At 67.9% G+C, this 20,119-nt stretch carries 20 protein-coding genes; 8 read left to right on the top strand and 12 right to left on the bottom strand.

The genetic code is table 11. The features are described 5' to 3' along the window. Positions 1-2: 2 nt before the first annotated feature. The 5 genes from pheA (at position 3) to NFH66_RS09455 (ending at position 6,692) form a co-directional block, all read left to right on the top strand. Positions 3-1,097 (top strand): prephenate dehydratase, encoded by a 1,095-nt coding sequence (gene pheA, locus NFH66_RS09475; RefSeq protein WP_349610080.1) that lies wholly within the window; start codon positions 3-5, stop codon positions 1,095-1,097. 2 nt (positions 1,098-1,099) lie between these two features. After that, entirely contained in the window at positions 1,100-3,439 is a 2,340-nt protein-coding gene (locus NFH66_RS09470) for a bifunctional prephenate dehydrogenase/3-phosphoshikimate 1-carboxyvinyltransferase (RefSeq protein WP_349610079.1), read from the top strand. Beyond that, positions 3,436-4,140 carry a (d)CMP kinase gene (cmk, locus tag NFH66_RS09465; protein ID WP_349610078.1) on the top strand — a complete coding sequence of 235 codons (705 nt, stop codon included), beginning with the start codon at positions 3,436-3,438 and terminating at the stop codon, positions 4,138-4,140. Before NFH66_RS09470 ends, cmk begins: the two co-directional genes overlap by 4 nt. Positions 4,141-4,322: 182 nt before the next feature. Beyond that, a complete protein-coding gene (gene rpsA, locus NFH66_RS09460) occupies positions 4,323-5,999 on the top strand; it encodes a 30S ribosomal protein S1 (RefSeq protein WP_349610077.1) in 1,677 nt (558 codons plus the stop codon). A gap of 312 nt (positions 6,000-6,311) precedes the next feature. Beyond that, positions 6,312-6,692 carry a histone-like nucleoid-structuring protein, MvaT/MvaU family gene (locus NFH66_RS09455; RefSeq protein ID WP_349610076.1) on the top strand — a complete coding sequence of 127 codons (381 nt, stop codon included), beginning with the start codon at positions 6,312-6,314 and terminating at the stop codon, positions 6,690-6,692. Between the two features lie 109 nt (positions 6,693-6,801). Here the strand turns inward: NFH66_RS09455 and NFH66_RS09450 are convergent, their stop codons facing one another. Continuing rightward, a complete protein-coding gene (locus NFH66_RS09450; RefSeq protein WP_349610075.1) occupies positions 6,802-7,611 on the bottom strand; it encodes a helix-turn-helix domain-containing protein in 810 nt (269 codons plus the stop codon). A 402-nt stretch (positions 7,612-8,013) separates the two neighbouring features. Here NFH66_RS09450 and NFH66_RS09445 point away from each other — a divergent pair, with 402 nt between their 5' ends. Continuing rightward, complete coding sequence (locus NFH66_RS09445) at positions 8,014-8,307, top strand: hypothetical protein (protein WP_349610074.1); 294 nt, start codon at positions 8,014-8,016, stop codon at positions 8,305-8,307. 11 nt (positions 8,308-8,318) lie between these two features. Here the strand turns inward: NFH66_RS09445 and NFH66_RS09440 are convergent, their stop codons facing one another. Both NFH66_RS09440 and queC read right to left on the bottom strand, forming a co-directional pair. Then, positions 8,319-8,597 (bottom strand): YkgJ family cysteine cluster protein, encoded by a 279-nt coding sequence (locus NFH66_RS09440; protein WP_349610073.1) that lies wholly within the window; start codon positions 8,595-8,597, stop codon positions 8,319-8,321. Continuing rightward, positions 8,594-9,301, bottom strand: a complete 708-nt coding sequence (gene queC / locus NFH66_RS09435) for a 7-cyano-7-deazaguanine synthase QueC (RefSeq protein ID WP_349610072.1) — start codon at positions 9,299-9,301, stop codon at positions 8,594-8,596. The genes NFH66_RS09440 and queC overlap by 4 nt, the downstream gene beginning before the upstream one ends. A 195-nt stretch (positions 9,302-9,496) precedes the next feature. Here queC and trhP point away from each other — a divergent pair, with 195 nt between their 5' ends. Both trhP and NFH66_RS09425 read left to right on the top strand, forming a co-directional pair. Further along, positions 9,497-10,921, top strand: coding sequence for a prephenate-dependent tRNA uridine(34) hydroxylase TrhP (trhP, locus tag NFH66_RS09430; protein ID WP_349610071.1), 1,425 nt, complete (start codon positions 9,497-9,499; stop codon positions 10,919-10,921). A gap of 94 nt (positions 10,922-11,015) precedes the next feature. Next, positions 11,016-11,561: an anti-virulence regulator CigR family protein gene (locus tag NFH66_RS09425; RefSeq protein WP_349610070.1), complete on the top strand. Its 546-nt coding sequence runs from the start codon at positions 11,016-11,018 to the stop codon at positions 11,559-11,561. Between the two features lie 131 nt (positions 11,562-11,692). Here the strand turns inward: NFH66_RS09425 and NFH66_RS09420 are convergent, their stop codons facing one another. The 9 genes from NFH66_RS09420 to NFH66_RS09380 form a co-directional block, all read right to left on the bottom strand. After that, entirely contained in the window at positions 11,693-11,929 is a 237-nt protein-coding gene (locus NFH66_RS09420) for a DUF2789 domain-containing protein (RefSeq protein ID WP_349610069.1), read from the bottom strand. Between the two features lie 126 nt (positions 11,930-12,055). Next, a complete protein-coding gene (locus NFH66_RS09415) occupies positions 12,056-13,114 on the bottom strand; it encodes an asparaginase (RefSeq protein WP_349610068.1) in 1,059 nt (352 codons plus the stop codon). A gap of 83 nt (positions 13,115-13,197) precedes the next feature. Beyond that, positions 13,198-14,409, bottom strand: a complete 1,212-nt coding sequence (locus tag NFH66_RS09410) for an efflux RND transporter periplasmic adaptor subunit (protein WP_349610067.1) — start codon at positions 14,407-14,409, stop codon at positions 13,198-13,200. A gap of 13 nt (positions 14,410-14,422) precedes the next feature. Continuing rightward, entirely contained in the window at positions 14,423-15,457 is a 1,035-nt protein-coding gene (locus tag NFH66_RS09405; RefSeq protein ID WP_349610066.1) for an ABC transporter permease, read from the bottom strand. After that, positions 15,445-15,744, bottom strand: a complete 300-nt coding sequence (locus tag NFH66_RS09400) for an FtsX-like permease family protein (protein ID WP_349611697.1) — start codon at positions 15,742-15,744, stop codon at positions 15,445-15,447. Before NFH66_RS09400 ends, NFH66_RS09405 begins: the two co-directional genes overlap by 13 nt. 338 nt (positions 15,745-16,082) lie before the next feature. Then, a complete protein-coding gene (locus NFH66_RS09395) occupies positions 16,083-16,532 on the bottom strand; it encodes an ATP-binding cassette domain-containing protein (RefSeq protein WP_349610065.1) in 450 nt (149 codons plus the stop codon). 87 nt (positions 16,533-16,619) lie between these two features. Next, positions 16,620-17,831 carry an MFS transporter gene (locus tag NFH66_RS09390; RefSeq protein ID WP_349610064.1) on the bottom strand — a complete coding sequence of 404 codons (1,212 nt, stop codon included), beginning with the start codon at positions 17,829-17,831 and terminating at the stop codon, positions 16,620-16,622. A gap of 200 nt (positions 17,832-18,031) precedes the next feature. Next, entirely contained in the window at positions 18,032-19,351 is a 1,320-nt protein-coding gene (locus NFH66_RS09385) for a DEAD/DEAH box helicase (RefSeq protein ID WP_349610063.1), read from the bottom strand. Positions 19,352-19,504: 153 nt separating this feature from the next. Then, positions 19,505-20,110 (bottom strand): PqiC family protein, encoded by a 606-nt coding sequence (locus tag NFH66_RS09380; RefSeq protein WP_349610062.1) that lies wholly within the window; start codon positions 20,108-20,110, stop codon positions 19,505-19,507. Between the last annotated feature and the right edge of the window lie 9 nt (positions 20,111-20,119).

Raw genomic sequence — 20,119 nt, 5'->3', positions numbered from 1 at the left:
CCATGAGTGACACCACCCCCATCGACCTCGAGGCGCTGCGCGACCGCATCGACGAGCTGGACAGCCAGTTGCTGATGCTGATGAACGAGCGCGCCGAGTGTGCCCAGCGGGTCGCCCAGGTCAAGACCGCCGCCGCCGCCGGGGCGGTGTTCTATCGTCCCGAGCGCGAGGCCCAGGTGCTGCGCCGGATCATGGCGCTCAATAAGGGGCCGCTGGACAGCGAGGAGGTGGCGCGACTGTTCCGTGAGCTCATGTCCGCCTGCCTGGCCCTGGAGCAGCCCATCAAGGTCGCCTACCTCGGGCCGGAGGGCACCTTTACCCAGCAAGCTACCCTCAAGCACTTCGGCGAGAGCGCGGTGAGCCTGCCCATGGCGGCCATCGACGAGGTGTTCCGCGAGGTGGAGGCCGGCGCGGTCAACTACGGCGTGGTGCCGGTGGAGAACTCCACCGAGGGGGTGATCAACCACACCCTGGACTCCTTCATGGACTCCGGCCTGCGCATCTGCGGCGAGGTGGTGCTGCGTATCCACCATCACCTGCTGGTGGGCGAGACCACCCGCCAGGACAAGGTCACGCGCATCTATTCCCACCCGCAGTCCTTCGCCCAGTGCCGCAAGTGGCTCGACGCCCATTACCCCCAGGCCGAGCGGGTGCCGGTCTCCTCCAACGCCGAGGCGGCGCGGCTGGTCAAGACCGAGTGGCACAGTGCGGCCATCGCCGGCGACATGTCCGCCAAGCTCTACGGCCTGACGCGCCTCGCCGAGAAGATCGAGGATCGTCCGGACAACTCCACGCGCTTCCTGATCATCGGCAATCAGGACGTGCCCATGTCCGGGGAAGACAAGACCTCCATCGTGGTGGCCATGCGCAACCAGCCGGGTGCGCTGCATGACCTGCTCGAGCCCTTCCATCGCCACCAGATCGACATGACCCGCCTCGAGACGCGCCCGTCGCGCAGCGGCGTCTGGAACTACGTCTTCTTCATCGACTTCAAGGGCCACCGCGACGAGCCGCGTGTCGCCGCGGTGCTGGAGGAGGTGCGCCTGCGCGCCGCCGAGGTGAAGGTGCTGGGCTCCTACCCGGTCGGCGTGCTCTAGGCATGGCGGAGAGCGTGATCCACGAGGTCGATGAATCTCGCATCCTGATCGTCGGCCTGGGCCTGATCGGCGGCTCCCTGGCCGCGGCCCTACGTGCCGCCGGCTTTGGGGCGGCCAAAAACAGCGCCGCCGGTTTCGGGGCGGCTAAAAACAGCGCCGCCGGCTTTGGGGACACCATTCTCTCTTGCGACTCCGACCCGGACGAGATCGCCCGCGGCATCGAGGCGGGGTTGATCGACGGCGGTGACACCCGCCTCGAGAAGGTCATCGACGGCGTCAGCCTGGTGGTGCTGGCGGTGCCGGTGCTGGCCATGCGCGGCGTGATCGGCGAGCTTGCCGGTCTGCTCGGGCGCGCCGCCCCCGAAGTGGTGATCACCGACGTGGGCAGCACCAAGGCCGCCATCCGTGACTGCGCCATCGCCGCCTTCGGCCGGGTGCCGCGGAACCTGGTGCTCGGCCACCCCATCGCCGGCTCCGAGAAGAGCGGCGTGGCAGCGGCCAACCCCGCGCTCTATGTCGACCACAAGGTGATCCTCACGCCCGAGCCGGATACCGATCCGGCAGCACTTGCCCGCGTGCGCGCCCTGTGGGCGGCATGCGGCGCCGAGGTGCTGACGATGAGCGTGGCGCGCCACGACCAGGTGCTGGCCCGCACCAGCCACCTGCCGCACCTGCTGGCCTTCTCGCTGGTCGACACCCTGGCACGCCAGGACGAGCGCCTCGACATCTTTCGCTACGCGGCCGGTGGCTTTCGCGACTTCACCCGCATCGCCGGCAGTGACCCGGTGATGTGGCGCGATATCTTCATCGCCAACCGCGCTGCCGTGCTCGCCTCCCTCGATGACTTCGAGGCCGGCGTGGCACGGCTGCGCGACGCCGTGGAGCGTGGCGACGGCGATGCCATGCTGGCCACCTTCGACCGCGCCAGTCACGCTCGGCACTACTTCGAATCCCTGCTCAACAAGACCAGTTATCAGGCGGAATACCAGATGCAACAGCAAGCCAAGCTGCGTTACCGGGTGAGCCCCGGCGGCGCCGTCGTGGGACGCATCCGCGTGCCCGGCGACAAGTCGATTTCCCACCGCTCCATCATGCTCGGCGCCCTGGCCGAGGGGGTCACCGAGATCAAGGGCTTCCTGGAGGGCGAGGACAGCCTGGCGACCCTGCAGGCGTTCCGCGAAATGGGGGTGGCCATCGAGGGGCCCCACCAGGGCCGCGTGACCGTCCACGGCGTGGGCATGCATGGCCTCAAGGCACCCTCCGGGCCCCTCTACGTGGGCAACGCCGGCACCGCCATGCGGCTGTTTGCCGGCCTGCTCGCCGGCCAGGCCTTCGATACCGAGCTCACCGGTGACGCCTCCCTGACCAAGCGTCCCATGAACCGGGTGGCCGATCCGCTGCGCCTGATGGGCGCCGAGATCGACACCGCCGAAGGCGGCCGCCCGCCGCTGCATCTGCATGGCGGGCGTGCGCTCAAGGGCATCACCTACGACATGCCCATGGCCAGCGCCCAGGTGAAGTCCTGCCTGCTGCTCGCCGGCCTCTACGCCGAGGGCGAGACCCGGGTGCGCGAGCCGGCACCGACCCGCGACCACACCGAGCGCATGCTGAGCGGATTCGGCTACGCGGTGCATCGCGAAGGCGACACCTGCTGGCTCGAGGGCGGCGGCAGACTGACCGCGGCCCCCATCGATGTGCCCAGCGATATCTCCTCGGCCACGTTCTTCCTGGTGGCGGCGGCGATCACCCCCGGGGCCGACCTGGTGCTGGAGCACGTGGGCATCAACCCCACCCGCATCGGCGTGATCACCATCCTCAAGCTGATGGGCGCCGACCTGCGCCTGGCGAACGAGCGCGAGGTGGGCGGCGAGCCGGTGGCCGACCTGCATATCCGCTACGCTCCCCTCACGGGCATCGAGATCCCCGTCGATCAGGTGCCGCTGGCCATCGACGAGTTCCCGGCGCTGTTTATCGCCGCCGCCAACGCGCGGGGCACCACCCGGCTGCGTGGCGCGGAGGAGCTCAGGGTCAAGGAGTCCGACCGGCTGCAGGCCATGGCCGACGGCCTGGCCGCCATCGGCGTCGAGCACAGCCTCTATCCCGACGGTATCGATATCGTCGGTGGTGGCAATGCCGAGGGCCCTAATTACGGCGGCGGTCGCATCGACAGCCTCGAGGATCACCGTATCGCCATGTCCTTCGCTATCGCTGCCCTGCGCGCCGATAGTGAGATCGTCATCGATGACTGCGCCAACGTGGCCACCTCGTTCCCCGGCTTCGTCGACCTGGCGCGCCGGGTGGGGCTGACACTGCAGGAAGACTCGGGCGGGGAGGGCGCATGAGCGAGTCCCGGACACTGCCCCGGGCGCCGGTGCTGACCATCGATGGCCCCGGCGGGGCCGGCAAGGGCACCATCAGCCGCCTGGTCGCCGAGCGGCTGGGCTGGCACCTGCTCGACTCCGGCGCCCTCTACCGCCTGACGGCCCTGGCCGCCGGCAAGCATGGCGTGGCCCTGGACGACGAGACTGGCCTCGCCGAGGTGGCCCGCCACCTCGACGTGGTGTTTGTCGCCGAGGACGCGGCCACCCGAGTGATGCTCGAGGGGGAAGACGCCACCACCACCATCCGCACCGAGCAGGTGGGCGATGCCGCCTCGCGGGTGGCCGCGCTGCCGGCGGTGCGCCAGGCGTTGCTGAGCCGCCAGCGTGATTTCCGCAAGCCCCCAGGGCTGGTGGCCGACGGGCGCGATATGGGCACCGTGGTATTCACCGAAGCGCCTCTGAAGATATTTCTCACGGCGAGTGCCGAGGAGCGTGCCCATCGCCGTCAGCGACAGTTGCGGGAGGCGGGGGTGGATGCTATTCTATCGAGTCTTTTGAAGGAGATTCAGGCGCGCGACGCCCGCGACATGCAGCGCAGCGTGGCGCCACTCAAGCCGGCCGATGAGGCCATCACGCTTGATACCACGCGCCTGACGATACCGGAAGTGGTGGATCGGCTGACAGAGCTACTGACCCAACGCGGTCTGTTCTCAGACGCCTGAAACTCCCTTGCGGCGCCTCCGGCAGCATGTGATGACGTGGTTCGGTACCGTAAAAGCCGAGAGCCGAGCCAGGTCGAACCAGCGCCAACATCTCCGGGGGCTTGGTAAATAAGGCCCGCACTCGCTGGTGGTGCGGAGGAAGCGGTCCCGCCGCACTTTAACGTTGATCACGTAGGAACATCATGAGCGAAAGCTTTGCTGAACTTTTCGAACAATCTCTCCAGGACATCAACATGGAGCCCGGCGCCATCGTCGTGGCTACCATCGTCGACATCGAGGGTGACTGGGTCACCGTCAATGCCGGCCTGAAGTCCGAAGGTCAGATCCCCTCGGCCCAGTTCCGTGACGAGAGCGGTGAACTGACCATCGCCATCGGCGACGAGGTGCATGTCGCCCTGGAAGCCGTCGAGGACGGTTTCGGTGAGACCCGCCTCTCCCGCGAGAAGGCCAAGCGCGCCGAAGCGTGGAAGGTGCTGGAAGCCGCCTTCGAGAAGGACGAGATCGTCAAGGGCGTGATCAACGGCAAGGTCAAGGGCGGCTTCACCGTCGACGTCGACTCCATCCGCGCCTTCCTGCCGGGCTCCCTGGTCGACGTGCGTCCGGTGCGCGACACCGCGCATCTCGAGAACAAGGAACTCGACTTCAAGGTCATCAAGCTCGACCCGAAGCGCAACAACGTTGTCGTGTCCCGTCGTGCCGTGCTCGAGGCCGAGAACAGCGCCGAGCGTGAGGCCCTGCTCGCCACCCTGCAGGAAGGCCAGCAGATTGTCGGTATCGTCAAGAACCTCACCGACTATGGCGCCTTCGTCGACCTCGGCGGCGTCGATGGCCTGCTGCACATCACCGACATGGCCTGGAAGCGCATCAAGCATCCGAGCGAGATCGTGGCCGTGGGCGACGAGATCACCGTCAAGGTGCTTAAGTTCGACCGCGAGCGCAACCGCGTCTCCCTGGGTCTGAAGCAACTGGGCGAGGATCCCTGGGTCAACATCAAGGATCGTTACCCGGAAGGCACCAAGGTGCACGCCACCGTCACCAACCTCACCGACTACGGCTGCTTCGCCGAGCTGGAAGAGGGTGTCGAGGGTCTGGTTCACGTCTCCGAGATGGACTGGACCAACAAGAACATCCATCCGTCCAAGGTCGTCCAGGTTGGCGACGATGTGGACGTCATGATCCTGGATATCGACGAAGAGCGTCGTCGTATCTCCCTGGGTATCAAGCAGTGCACCGCCAATCCCTGGGAAACCTTCAGCGCCACCTACAACAAGGGCGATCGTGTTGCCGGTACCATCAAGTCGATCACCGACTTCGGCATCTTCATCGGCCTGGAAGGCGGCATCGACGGCCTGGTTCACCTCTCCGACATCTCCTGGACCGACACCGGCGAAGAAGCGGTTCGCCAGTTCAAGAAGGGCGACGAGGCCGAGGCCGTGATCCTCTCCATCGATCCGGAGCGTGAGCGCATCTCGCTGGGCATCAAGCAACTGGATACCGATCCGGTCTCCGAGTTCCTGGCGGTCAACGACAAGGGCTCCATCGTCACCGGACGCGTGATCGAGATCGATGCCAAGCAGGCCCAGGTCGAGCTGGCCACGGATGTCGTCGCCGTGCTCAAGGCCTCCGAGATCAGCGCCGACCGCGTCGAGGATGCCCGTAACGTCCTCAACGAGGGCGACAGCGTCGAGGCTCGCATCATCGGTGTGGACCGCAAGAACCGCCAGATCGCCCTGTCCATCAAGGCCAAGGATCAGGACGAAACCCGTCAGAACCTGAAGAAGCTGCGTGAGGATACGCCCGAGAGCGGTGGCCCGACCACCATCGGCGACCTGATCAAGCAGCAGATGGGTCAGGACTGATCGGAAAGCACTTTCCGGTTGACCATAACCGCCGCCCTTCGGGGCGGCGGTTTTTCTATGGGGGTGAGTAGTGTGTCGATGTGATGTCCGAGTCCAGGACTTCCAGTATTCAAACAATCCGCGCAATAGTTGCCTTCGGTGTCGTGAAGTCGGTAATGAAGTTTGACGAACTTTGCCAACTTGCACCAGGTGATTCAATCATCCTGACTATTGCCAGAGGTTGAATAAATCGCGCATAATGTACCCCGCATTGTTATCTGCCACTGGCTTCTGACAATATTTTCTTCCGAACTCACCCAAGGAATCTTGCCCATGTCGCTTCTAAACGAATACATGCAGATGGAACAGCAGCTGAAGGAACTACAGTCCAACCTGGACAAGTTGCAGAACGACAAGCGCCTCCAGAGTGAGCTCGAGTTCAAGGACAAGCTCGAAGCGCTGATGAAGGAGTTCGACAAGAGCGCCGCAGACGTCATCGCGCTGATCGCTCCCCGGTCGGCGACCCCTGCCACGAAGGCGGCGGCTTCCAGCGCCACTGGCACGCGCCGCAAGCGCAAGCTGAAGATCTACAAGAACCCCAATACCGGTGAAGTCGTCGAGACGCGTGGCGGCAACCAAAAGACCCTCAAGGCGTGGAAGGACGAGTTCGGCTCCGATACCGTCGAGTCTTGGCTGGTACGTGTCGAAGAGTAAGTCGGCGAGTTTGGTTTCGCCTTGCCGGGCTTCTCTCTATCTCTATAGACCGGTAAACATGTAAATGGCGCCTTACGGCGCCGTTTTCATGATGGCCATGTCAGCAGTATCAGCCGATCTCGAGCAGCGGCAACTGGAGTTCGACTCCCGAAGCCCCCTTGATCAGGCGCACGGGGTCGCCACTGTAGTGCTCGGATATCTCGGGCAGTGTTGCCAACACTCTCGCCAGCGTCGGCTCGAGCTCGGCTGGGTCGGGAAGGTCGAGGCAGGCAAGGCGTGCCTCGGGCAGCTGGAGCAAGCGCAGCGATGGTGGAATCGCCAGGGAGTCTGCCGCCCGGCTATCCACTAGCACCCCGATGTCGCGCCTGGGCAGGGCGGTCTCGGGACACGGGGCATGCAGCAGCATGATCGCCGCGGCCCGTTCGGGGGCGCCCGGCAAGGGCAGCTGATAGCCGCCCAGGCTCTTGAGCCAGCTGTCCGGGGCAGGGAGTGCGGCACTCGGTTCATACTGGCGTGCGACCACTGCCGAGCAGGGCGCTACCCGCTGAATGCGTGGAGAGAACGCCATTCTGGCTCCGCTGGTCGCCTCGGCCAGTGCCGTGCGCCCCAGCTGGCGGTGCTCCCGCGGACTGCGGCGGAAGCGGCGCAGGAAGGCGCGGCTAAAGGCCGAGTGGTTGGTGTAGCCGCTGCGCCTGGCGACTTCACCGATGCCGAGGGGCGTATGGACCAGCAGCCTGCTGGCCTTCTCGAGACGCAGCGCCTCACGATAGGCGCTGGGTGACATGCCGAAGTACTGGCGGAAACGCCGCCGCACCTGGGAGGTGGAGTAGCCCAGTCTCTCGGCCAGCGCTGCTATGCTTTCCTGGCTATCCAAGGTGTCCTGCAGCCAGATCTCCGCTCGCACAATTTCATTGAACATTGTCTGGCCCTGTTCCTTACGATGATTCCATCCGGGCGTGGTCCGGCCCTCTTCTTTACGAGGCAGTTGCTGCGGCCTCGCAATCCGGGGCGTGGTCACGTGTCGCGCCTGATTCCTTTATGCGTTCGAATCAACACAAAAGGCAAGTTTGGAATACGCTTTTTGCGCGTTGTTGCATAGTTTCAGGGTATAAGTTTCACGGCATGCTTCATGGCATGGTTTCACGGCATGGTTTCACGGCAGGCAAGCCGTGCCCGGGACAGCGGCGTCATGCCGGGTAATCCTGGTGAGAGAGAAGGAGGGCCTTAGCGATGGCGGTGAAGACGGGTATAATCGCGCTTTCCCCACTTGGGCGGCCGTGCCGTGTGCACTTCCCGTTCGCCCGCTATACGACGATCAGGCATGAAACATCACACACCACGCAACGCGATGGGTGAGCGCGATAAGCTTCGCCAGTTCCGGGAACTCGACGACGCCTTCGCCGAGGCGCTACGCGAGCTGGATTCTTCTCCAGCGGTCGAGACCCCCGCCGACCCTGAGTCCGAGCCATCGGCGCCGGCAGCGCACGCCGCAGCGGTCGAATCTGGCGAGTCTTTCGAGCAGCGTCTCGAGGTGCTGATGGCGGAGTACGAGCTCTCCGCCGAGCGCGTCACGGAGTTGCTGCAGACCCTTCAGCGCCTGGGGCTGAGTGCCTGATACCCGGCACCTTACCCCTCTCCTGGCGCCTCCCCGGTATCCCGCTCCAGGGCGGCGATGCGCGTCAGCGCCTGGTCGCGGTGGCTGCCACACAGGTCGGGGTCGAATGTGAAACGGGCGCAGACCGCCGGACGGCGCGGGTCGCCGAACAGCCGGCAGAGGTTGTCGTCGTCGAGCTGCACGCAGCGCACGCCCGCCGGCTTTCCCCCGGGCATGCCTGGGATCGGCGAGGAAATCGAGGGGGCGATGCAGCAGGCCCCGCAGCCGGGTCGACAGCCTTCCTGGCTCATGGCGTGACACGCCCCGGGGCGACATAGGGCAGCGGATCGTCGACCCCGTTGGCGGCGAAGGCGGCCAGCCGCTCGCGGCAGCTGCCGCAGCGTCCGCAGGCCAGCTCACCCCCCTGGTAGCAGGTCCAGGTGTCGGCGTAGTCCAGCCCCATGGCCAGGCCGTCGGCGAGGATCTCGGCCTTGCTGGCGTGCAGGTAGGGCGTATGGATCTCGATGGCCTCGAAGTTGGCGAGGCCCGCCACGCTGTTCATCGCCTCGACGAACTCGGGGCGGCAGTCCGGATAGAGCACATGGTCGCCGCCATGGGCGCCGTAGGCGACCCGCCCGGCGCCGATGTTCACCGCCTTGGCGATGGCGAGCGAGAGCAGGATCATGTTGCGGTTCGGCACCACGGTGGCCGCGAGGTTCTCCTCGCCGTACTCTCCCTCGGGCAGCTCGCGGCCGGCGTCGGTCAGGGCGGAGTTGTCGATCAGGCCATGGATGGCGCGGATATCCACCACCTGGTGGGGCACGCCCAGGTCGTGGCAGACGCGCGCGGCCACCTCGAGCTCTCGGGCATGGCGCTGGCCGTAGTCGAAGGAGAGGGCGTGGACCTCGTGCCCCTCGCGCAGGGCGCGGTGCAGCACGGTGTAGGAGTCCATGCCGCCGGAGTAGATCACCACGCTGGCGCGGCCGGCCGGCGTGGGGGAAGCAGAAAGTGTCATGGGAAAGCCCTGGTCGGAGAATTTGTCGCGCCGCAGCGCGGCGTTCCGGGGTCCGGTCCGGCGCCGCGCAGTGTACTCAAGTCGCCACTTTCTGGCCAGATTCGATGTCAATTGCTAGACTTTCGCGCCTTCCCATCCCCTGCACCCGTGGCGCTATCGCCCCGGGCGCCATCGTCCTGACAACGGTGATCCCACATGCAAGCTCCCGAACTGCTCTCCCCGGCGGGGACGTTCAAGAACATGCGCTACGCCTTCGCCTATGGCGCCGATGCCGTCTATGCCGGCCAGCCGCGCTACTCGCTGCGCGTGCGCAACAACGACTTCAAGCTCGACAACCTGCACAAGGGCATCGCCTACGCCCATGAGCGGGGCAAGCAGTTCTACGTGGCCTCCAACATCGCGCCGCACAACAGCAAGCTCAAGACCTACCTGCGCGACATGGCGCCGGTGATCGAGGCCGGCCCCGATGCGCTGATCATGTCCGACCCGGGCCTGATCATGATGATCCGCGAGCGCTGGCCGGAGCAGGTGATCCACCTCTCCGTGCAGTCCAACGTGGTCAACTGGGCGGCGGCCAGGTTCTGGCAGCAGCAGGGCATCAGCCGCATCATCCTCTCTCGTGAGCTGTCGCTCGAGGAGATCGCCGAGATTCGCGCCGAGTGCCCCGACCTCGAGATCGAGACCTTCGTCCATGGCGCGCTCTGCATCGCCTACTCCGGGCGCTGCCTGCTCTCCGGCTACTTCAACCACCGCGATCCCAACCAGGGCACCTGCACCAATGCCTGTCGCTGGCAGTACAACACCGTGGCCGCGGCCCATGACGAGACCGGCGACCTGGTGCCGGCCAACTCGGCTGCTGCCCATGCCGCCAGTGGCCTGTGGACGCCGGAGCAGGGCGGGGCCCAGGGCGGCCTGATCGCCTCGGGGGGCGGCAGCACCCGCTACTCCACGGCCACCGCCGGCGGCGTGGAGGGCCAGGACGAGCTCTCGGCGCTGATCGAGGACGCCACCCGGCCCGGCGAGCTGATGCCGGTCTTCGAGGACGAGCACGGCACCTATATCATGAACTCCAAGGACCTGCGTGCGGTCCAGCATGTGCCACGCCTGACCGAGATGGGCGTCACCTCGCTGAAGATCGAGGGGCGCACCAAGTCCCACTACTACGTGGCGCGCACCGCCCAGGTCTACCGCCGGGCCATCGATGACGCCGTGGCCGGCCGCCCCTTCGACATGCGCCTGATGGACGAGCTCGACAACCTGGCCAACCGTGGTTATACCGAGGGGTTCTATCGCCGCCACGTGCACGACGAGTACCAGAACTACGAGCGCGGCAACTCCGTGGGCGTCCACCAGCAGTTCGTCGGCGAGGTGATCGGCTACGACCCCGAGCGCGGCGTGCTGGAGGTCGACGTCAAGAACCGCTTCGAGGCGGGAGACAGCATGGAGTTGATGCTGCCGGGCGGCAATCGCCGCTTCACCCTCGAGCATATCGAGAACCGCCGCGGCGAATCCGTGGGCGCCGCCCCGGGCTCGGGCCATGTGGTGAGCATCCCGGTGCCCGGCGAGGCCATCGCCCCCGAGCGCATCGAGTTCGCGCTGTTGATGCGTGACCTCGACTGAGCTCGAATGTCGCGGAATGCTGACAGTGAATCCACGCCCGCTGCATGATTGGGGTCTAGGCTATCGTCATCCACCCATGGAATCGGAGGCTCTCATGAGCAAGCGAATCGATCTGCGTACGGTCATGGCCGCATCCGGCCTGGCCCTGCTGATGGTGGCCGGCCCGACGCTGGCCCAGCCCGCCGACAATCCCGGTCGTGGCCAGGGGCAGGGCCAGGAGCAGCGCAAGGCCGCTCCCGGCCAGCAGAGGCAACAACAGGAGGTTCGCGAGCGTCGCGATCATGACTATCGGGACCGCGAGCGCCGCGACTACAACGACCATCGCGACTATGGTGAACGCCGTGACTATCGCGATGGCGACAGGCCGATCATCGACGAGCGCGACCTGCGTCGCCTCTTCGGCGTGCGCCATGACTGGGTCCGCGAGGATGAGCGTGCCGGCCTGCCCCCGGGCATTCGCATGAACCTGGAGCGCGGCAAGCCGCTGCCCCCGGGGATCGCCAAGCGCTTCGACGCGCGCGTGCTGCGCGACCTGCCGCACTATGATGGCTACGAATGGCGCCGGGTCGGTCCCGATGCCATCCTCGTCGACGCCGCCAACGAGATCATCTATCGGGTGATCCGAGACGTGCTCTACTAGGCCCTGCCGAACCCTTTAGCCAACCGTTAGCGCCACACGCCCGCCCCTCGACGAGGGGCGGGCGTATCATTGCTGTGGCCAGAGCAGGGCTTATGGCCAGGGGAGGGCGTATGGCCTGGGCAGGCCGGGCGTCAGCCCTTGCGCAGCGAGGTGTTGAGGTGGTCGACCACCTCGGCCCAGTCGGCATCCTCCTCGATCGCCTCGCGCAGGAACTCCGCCTGGCCTTCGTTCCAGCAGGCGGCGTCGGGCAGGGCGATATCCTCGGGGAGCGGGGCGTGGCGGTCGATGAAGCGCTTGATCGCCGCGGGGTCGGAGGCGAGTCCAAGCTGTTCGAAGAGCTCGGTGAAGGGGTGGTCGGGATGCTCCATGACGGCGCTCCTTGCGTGGGTTGGGAGAGCGGTGCCGAGGAGGCGACCGCAGGGAATGCCCTTCCCACCATAGCCTGTCGGTGAGGCCCTTGCCTGGCCGGCGTCAACGCTTGCCGTCGACCGCTGTCACCACCGCTCGCCTGCCAGCGGCGTCAGGAAGCGTCGCCGCCGCTCGGCGTCTGCCAGCGGCTGGGCAAGCAGATGCACGAGCTTGGTCAAGGCGGCCTCCGCTGTCATGGCATCGCCCGAGAGTACCCCGGCATCCCTGAGCCCTTGCCCGGCGGCGTAGTCGCCGGGGCTGATGGCACCATGCGGGCACTGGCTGATGGCGGCCAGCAGCTTGCCTTCGCCGCTGGCCTGGGCGAGCACGCCCAGCAGGGCCGGATCCTCGGGCAGGTTGCCGCCTCCCCATACCTCGAGCAGGGCCCCCTTGAGATGCTGATCCTCCAGCCAGGCCGCCAACTGACGGGCGCTGATGCCCGGCCACAGGACGATTCGGGCCACCCCGCCATCGGCCAGGGGAGCGTAGTCGGGCAGCTCGAAGCGTGGCGCCCCGCGTTGCTGGCGCTCCAGGCCGCGGCCAGGATAGAGCACGGCATCCGATCCGACCCGTTCGCCGAGCAGCGGATAGTTGGGGCTGGTGAAGGCCGCCGCGTCTTGGGTATGCCACTTGCGGGCACGTACGCCGCGCAGCAGCCGGCCACCGAAGGCGATGGCGACCTCCTGGAGCGCCGGGTTGGCGGCATAGTGCAGTGCCAGGGCCACGTTCTCCGCGGCGTCGCTGCCCACCGCCTCCAGGGGCTGCATGGCGCCGGTGAGCACCACCGGGCGGTCGATGCCCTGTAGCTGATAGGCGAGGCTCGCGGCGCTCCAGGCCAGGGTGTCGGTGCCGTGGAGCACCACGATGCCGGCGTGGTCACGATAGCGTGCGGCGATCACCCCGGCCAGCCGCGACCAGTCGCGGGGGGTGGCGGCGCTGGAGTCGATGGGCGCGTCGAAGGCGAGCAGCCGGTAGGCCGGCAAGCCGGCGCCGAGCCCGGCAGGCAGCTGCCGCAGGGCGCGCTCGAGGCGCTCGGCGATATTGCCGCCCGGGGCCAGCCCTCGGGGAGTCGCCTGCATGCCCAGGGTGCCGCCGGTATAGATCACCAGCAGGGGACGGTGGGGGGGAGGGGCGGGGACGGTCATGGGCGGCTCCGGAGGGGTGACAGCGCCCCATGATACGCGCTGGCCATGGTGTCACAACCCTGGGCCGGCCATCCTGTCCGGTGTCACGGATCTACCTCGACCCGGGTGCCATCCTCGATACGCTCGCCGGGGTGCACGATCACGTGGTCTCCTTCCTCCACGCCCGCGAGTACCTGGGTGACCAGCCCGCTACGCCGCCCCGGCGTGACCGCGATGCGCCGGGCTCGCTGCGCCTCGACGCGGAACACCGACCACTGGCCAGCGGTGCGGAACAGGGCATTGGTAGGCAGCTGCAGCACCTCGTCGGCCTGCCAGACCAGAAACTCGGCGTCGACCCTGAAGCCGCTGCCCAGGCCCAGCGCGGCGGGGATAGGCGCCTCGCTGAAATCCACGATCACCGGTACTCGCTGCTCGTCGACGCCCAGCGCGGAGACCCGGGTGAAGCCGGCAGGCTCGATGCGCCGCACCCGGCCCGCAAGGGGAACCTCGCCGCCCCAGCCGGTGAAGCGCACTGCCATGCCCGGTCGCACCCTGACCGCGTCCATGGAGAGCAGGTCCACCTGGACCTCCAGGGTGTCCAGGCTGCCGAGTTCGAGGACCGGTTCGCCGGCAGCCACGCTCCCCTCGCAGCAGCGGTAGCGGCTCAAGACCGTGCCGTCGATGGGCGCGCGAACCTCCAGTTCGGGGTGCTCGATGTCGCCACGCTGGCCGCTGGACACCGCCAGGACTGCCCGGGCGCTCTCTACCTCGAAGCGTGCCGCTTCCACGCCGAAGGCGGCGGCGCGTTCCACGGCGCGCTGTCGGTCACGCTGGCTGCGGCGCTGGTCAAGATCGGTGCCGGAGACCAGGTTGCGCCGGTGCAGCGTCTGGTAGCGCTCGAACTCGGCCTCAGTGAAGCGTCGTTCGGCGCGGGCCGTTTCCAGGATGGCCTCGGCGGCGCGCAGTCGTGCCTCGGCCGCATGCAGGATGTCCTCGGCCTGCTGGCGCGAGCGCGGGTCGAGCGCCGGGGCGGGGCTGGGCTCGAGGCGAAACAGGACCTGCCCCCGCTCCACTGGGTCACCGACCTCGAGAGTCACGCGCTGCAGGTAGCCGGCGATGGGCACCGAGACGTTCCAGGTGTCGCGCAGCCGGGTGCGCCCCTCCTCGCTGATCGAGTCGACGAAGGGGCCGACTTCTACCCGGGCCACGCTCACCGCCACCGGTGCCGGTCGCAGCGCCCAGGCCAGCAGCGCCAGCAGGCCGACGGCGAGCAGGCTCCAGGCCAGGCGGCGAATCCAGCGCTGTAACGGTTTCATGGTGCTTCTCCCCTTATCCGGATGCCTTGAGCGAGCTGACCATATCCAGCCGGTTCAGGCGACGTACCAGCATGATACCGACCAGTAGCGAGGCCACCAGCACGCCCCCGGCGGCGATGCCGAATGCCTGGGGGGTGAGGACCAGCGGGATACGGAACATGTCGTTGCTGAAGGCCCGGTTAAGCAAGTGGCTGAAGGCCGTGCCGAGGGCCCAGCCCGGCGGTATGGCGGCCAACGTCAGCAGGGTGATTTCGCCGAGCAGGATGCGCGCCACCTCCACCCGGGTGTAGCCCAGCACCCGCAGGGTGGCCAGCTCCCGGGCGCGCTCGGCGAAGGTGATGCGGGCATCGTTGTAGACCACGCCGAAGGCGATGGAGGAGGCGATAACCACGAAGATCAGCGCGAACAGCAGCAGCGTCTCGTCCAGATAGTCGCGGATACCGCGTTCGGCGTCATCCAGGCGGCCGATGGCGGCCACGCCGGGCATCGTCCACAGGGCCTCATGGAGCGCCTCGCGCTGGGCGTCATCCACCAGCAGCCAGGCCCCGCTGATGGAAGGCCCCTCGCCCAGCAGGGTGTTGAGGTGGCGCTGCGGCAAATAGGCACCCATGCCCAGTGGCTCGTCGACCAGGGCGGCGAGCGGTAGCTGCAGCCGCTGGCGCCGCCCCTCCATGACGGCCACCTCCAAGGTGTCGCCGACCCGGGCGTGCAGGGCGTCGGCCAGGTAGCGGGTCAGCATCAGTCCCGCCTCGGGCAGGCGCTGTGGGTGCCCCTCGGCATCCAGTACCTGGCGCAGCTGGGGGGGCGGCGCCATGCCCAGCAGGCTGAGTCGCTCCTCGCGATGGCCATGGATCAGGGTCACCGGGACCCGGCGCCAGCCCTCCACCGCCATCACCCCGGGCAGGTGGCGAAGCTCGCCGCTGGCGCGCATCGAGGTCGGCTCGTTGAAGGTCAGCTCGAGGTCCATGCGCAGCACCTGGCGATACTGCTGGTCGATCATCGCCTCCACCGCGTCGAGCTGATAGGCGCCCATCATCAGCAGCGCCACACCGCCTGCCAGGTGCCGAGCAGGGCGGCCAGGGTCACGATGGCGAACGACACCACCAGGGCCCAGGCGGGCACCCGGAAGGGCATCTCGGGGAAACGAAAATAGTCGCGATAGATCGTGGCCAGGCCACTCGCGGCCCAGGCACCGAGGATGACGCCAACCACCCAGCCGAGCAGCACGATCGCCCCGGCCAGCAGCGCGAAGTGGCGCGCCAGCTCGTGGTCGCGATAGCCGAAGGCCTTGAGCACGGCGACCTGCTCGCGCTGGGTCTGGATCAGGCGCCCCATCACCACGTGGAGCAGGAAGGCCGATACCGTGAGGAAGATCGCCGGCAGTACCGTGGCCTGGATGCGCTGCTGGGCGAGCTCCTCCTCGATGAAGCGGTGGGAAGGCTGCTCCTCACGGCTCCAGGCGCCGCTGCCGCCGTGGCGGGCCAGGGCCAGGTCCAGGGCATCGATCACGTCCTCGCGGCGGGCACCGGCCTGCAGGGTCAGGGTAAGGCGGTTGAAGGCGCCCTCCATGCCATGGGCGTTGGCCAGCGCCCGGCGGTTCATCCACAACACGGCATAGCGTCGATAGTCGGGCATCAGGTCGCCGGGGGCGACCTGGTAGAGGAATTCCGGGCTCAGGGCGATGCCCGTAAGCCGTAGGGGTACCCGGCGTCCATTGATGATCGCCTCCAGGCGGTCCCCCGGTGCCAGGCCATGGGCCTCGGCGAAGGCGTCGGAGACCACCGCCTGGTCGTCGCGGCCCGCCTCGGGCAAGCTCCCGGCCACCAGGTGGAGGCGGTTGAGCAGGGGTAGCGGGTAAGCTCACGCTGGCTGGCGCGGGTAAGGTCCCGGACGCGGCCGTGACGATCGCGATGGCGCACCTTGCCTTCGCTGGCGCTGTCGAGCCCGCCGAGGATATTGAGCAGCGTCGACTTGCCGGAACCCGAGGCGCCCAGCAGCACCAGCAGCTCGCCATGATAGAGCGCCAGGTCGACACCGCGCAGGGCCTGGATGGTGACCTCGCCCATGCGATAGCGGCGGGTCAGCCCGCAGGCCTCCAGGGCGATCTCCTTGGCGTCCTCCATTGCGGGCCCTCCTGGCGATCTCCTGCCCACAGTCTAGCGCTGGGGCCACATTGTCCGCCATTGACCCGGGGCCCGCATGGCCCGGCGCTAGCGGGTCACCAGTTGCCCGTCGTCATCGAGCTCCAGGCGGCGGTTGCGCCCGGCGAACAGGGCGAAGCTCATGCTGAAGGCGACGATGCCCAGCAGCACGCGGGTCAGGGCGGCGAGCCCGACGTCGAACTGCAGCATCACGCCGATCGCCAGTGGGCCCAGGGCGGCCAGGGTGTAGCCGCCGCCCTGGGCCAGGCCCGAGAGCTTGCCGGCCAGACGCGAGGTGGCGGTGCGCAGCACGATCAGCGTGAGCGCGAGGCTGAAACCGCCGCCCTGGCCGAGCCCTAGCAGCACCGCGCCGGGCCAGCGCCACGCCGCCGGCGCCTGGAGCAGCAGCCAGAAGCCGCCGGCGATCATGGCCAGCACGAGCACCAGGGCGGGGCGCTGGTCGCGGCCCAGGCGCGCCAGCCAGGGGGCGGCCAGGGCCGCGAGCAGTTGCACCATCACCGAGGCGCCCATCATCCAGCCGGCCTCGGCCTCGCTGTAGCCGCGGGCCATCAGCAGGGTGGGCAGCCAACCCAAGACGATATAGGCGAGCGACGACTGGCTGCCCATGAAGAGCATCACCTGCCAGGCCAGCGGCTGGCCGAGCAGCTCGCGAATGGAGCCGCCGGTCTCGGGGGCGGCCGCGGCGGGTGCATGGCGAGGCATCAGCAGGTGCCAGGCGATCAGGGCGATCAGTGCCAGCAGCGCCCAACTGGCGAGCCCCGCCGACCAGCTCCCCAGCCAATCGGCCAGCGGCACGCTGAGCCCCGCCCCCAGGGCGCCGCCCAGGCACAGCGCCATGGTATAGACGCCGGTCATCAGGTCGGCGCCGGCCGGCAGCTCGCGCTTGACCAAGGCCGGCAGTAGGGTGCCGGCCACGCCGATGGCGGCGCCCACCATCAGGGTGCCAGCGTAGAGCGCCACTACCGCCGGCACGCCGCGCAGCGCCAGGCCGCCGGCCAGCAGCAGCAGGGCGCCGGCCAGGGTGTTCTCGGGACCGACCCGCTTGGCGAGCCAGGGGGCCAGCGGGGCGAAGATCCCCAGGCAGAGTACCGGCAGGGTGGTAAGGGCGCCGATGGCCAGTGGCGAGAGCCCGGTATCCTGCTGGATACGGGCGAGCACCGGGGCCAGGGAGGAGAGGGCGGGGCGCAGGTTGAGTCCCACCAGCACCATCAGGGCTATGAACAGGGCCAGGCTGGCCTTCGGCGTACGCTCAGTCATCATCGTTGCGTCGTTCCCATCCGGGCTTGCGTCGTTGGGCATGCTGCAACCCCTCCTCTCGGGAAGCGATCAGAGGGGGCTCGCGTGATGACCCAGGCCTCGAGTGGCCGATTACCGAGCAGACGTTGCAGCATGGTGGCGTGACGTTTGGGGGTGGAGGCGGGTTACATTCGCATATTGCGATGCTGCCTGCCAGTCCGGCGTCAGGCCTGCTGGCGACCGCCGCCGCCCCGCCGGCGACGGCGGGTGGCCGTGGGCTGCTCGGCGCTCCGGCGCTGCCCCTGGCCTCGGTTCTGGCCGGCGTCACCGCGCTTCTGGCCATTGCCGCCGCGGCCACCGCCACCGCCGCGACGGTTGCGACCGTTCTCGATGGGTTCGGGCTTGGCATTGGGATCGGGCTCGTAGCCGGGCTCGATGCGTTTCTCCAGGTCGCGCTTGATCAGCCGCTCGATGCCCTTGAGCAACCCATGCTCGTCGACACAGACCAGCGATACCGCCTGGCCTTCGCTGCCGGCGCGGCCGGTGCGGCCGATGCGATGCACATAGTCCTCGGCAACGTTGGGCAGCTCGAAGTTGACCACATGGGGCAGCTCCTCGATATCCAGGCCGCGGGCGGCGATATCGGTGGCCACCAGCACTTGCAGGTCGCCGGTCTTGAAGGCGGCGAGCGCCTTGGTGCGCGCGGACTGGCTCTTGTTGCCATGGATCGCCATGGCCGGAATCTCCTGCTTGGAGAGCTGTTCGGCCAGGCGGTTGGCGCCATGCTTGGTGCGGGTGAAGACCAGTACCTGATGCCAGTCGTGTGTGGTGATCAGGTGGGCCAGCAGCTCGCGCTTCTTCTCGCGGTCCACGCGATAGATCGCCTGGTCGACGGTCTCGGCGGTGGTGTTGCGGCGCGCCACCTCGATCATCTCGGGATCGTCGAGCAGCTTGCCCGCCAGTGCCTGGATCTCGTTGGAGAAGGTCGCCGAGAAGAGCAGGTTCTGGCGCTTCGCGGGCAGCACGCGCAGGATCTTCTTGATGTCGTGGATGAAGCCCATGTCGAGCATGCGGTCGGCTTCGTCGAGCACCAGGATCTCGACCTTCGACAGGTCGACATGCTTCTGCTGCTGGAGGTCGAGCAGGCGTCCCGGAGTGGCGACCAGCACGTCCAGGCCCGGGCGGATGGCATCCACCTGGGGCTGCTGGCCGACGCCGCCGAAGATCACGTGGCTCTTGAGGGTCAGGTGGCGGCCGTAGTCGGCCACGCTCTCACCCACCTGGGCGGCCAGCTCGCGGGTCGGTGTCAGCACCAGGGCACGCACCTGGCGCTTGCCGGGACGCGGGCCGTCGGCCAGGCGCTGCAGCATCGGCAGGGTGAAGCCGGCGGTCTTGCCGGTCCCGGTCTGGGCGCTGGCGAGCAGGTCGCCGCCCTTGAGCACGGCGGGAATCGCCTTGAACTGGATCGGAGTCGGGGTGGTATAGCCTTGTGCCTCGACGGCACTCAGCAGTTCGGCACGCAGGCCGAGGTCGGAAAAGGTCATGCGGTCTCCGCAGAACGCCTCGGCCGTGTCACGCAGTCGCGCGTGACCAGTCCCGGGCCGGGGCGTATAAGAATTCGGGGGTCAGGGCGCGGCAGGAGGGACTCGCCGATTTGCCGCGAGCGCCATTATGTCAGAACGCTGGCCGCGACGCAGCTACTCTTGCGGCCGCGCCTGCTCAATGGCCGTGGCGAGCCGGTCGGCCACGTCGTCCCAGCCACGACCCAGGGCGCGCACCAGCGCCGGATAACCGTCGGCCGCAAGGACGGTCTCCATGTCCAGGCTGTGCATGGCGAGCAGGTTGCCGTCGGGGGCATAGAGCCGAAAGTGCCCGCCGATCACCGCCTGGCCGTCGTGGCGACCCTGGAAGCGGTCGACCTCCAGCACCAGGTGCTGCGCCTGTGTCTCTCGGCTCGCGGGCTCGTCGAGCATGACTCGGGTATCGGGCAGGCGGCTCGCCAGGCGGTCGCGCAGGGCACGCTGCAGCTGGCGACCCAGGGCCTCGGCCCACTGATGTTGGCGGGCTTCCACCAGGGTGATGTCGTCGACCTGCATGACGATGCCATCCACATCCAGGTAATGGGCGAGCCGCGGCGCCGCCAGCAGCAGCTGGTGGCGCGCCTCGGCACCGGCCGGGTCCTGGACCGGGGCGGCGGGCAGGGTGTAGCGCTCGGGTGCCGGCGTGTTGCTGGCACAGCCCCCCAGTGCGCCGCCCAGCAGCAGTCCCGTCAGGGCGCCGACGATCCATCTCCTTGCCTTCATCACGGGGTC

It is taken from the genome of Halomonas sp. H10-9-1 (assembly GCF_040147005.1).
Taxonomy (GTDB): Bacteria; Pseudomonadota; Gammaproteobacteria; order Pseudomonadales; family Halomonadaceae; genus Halomonas.
Note: the sequence above shows the minus strand (reverse complement) of the source record. Positions and strands in the feature narration are given on the sequence as shown.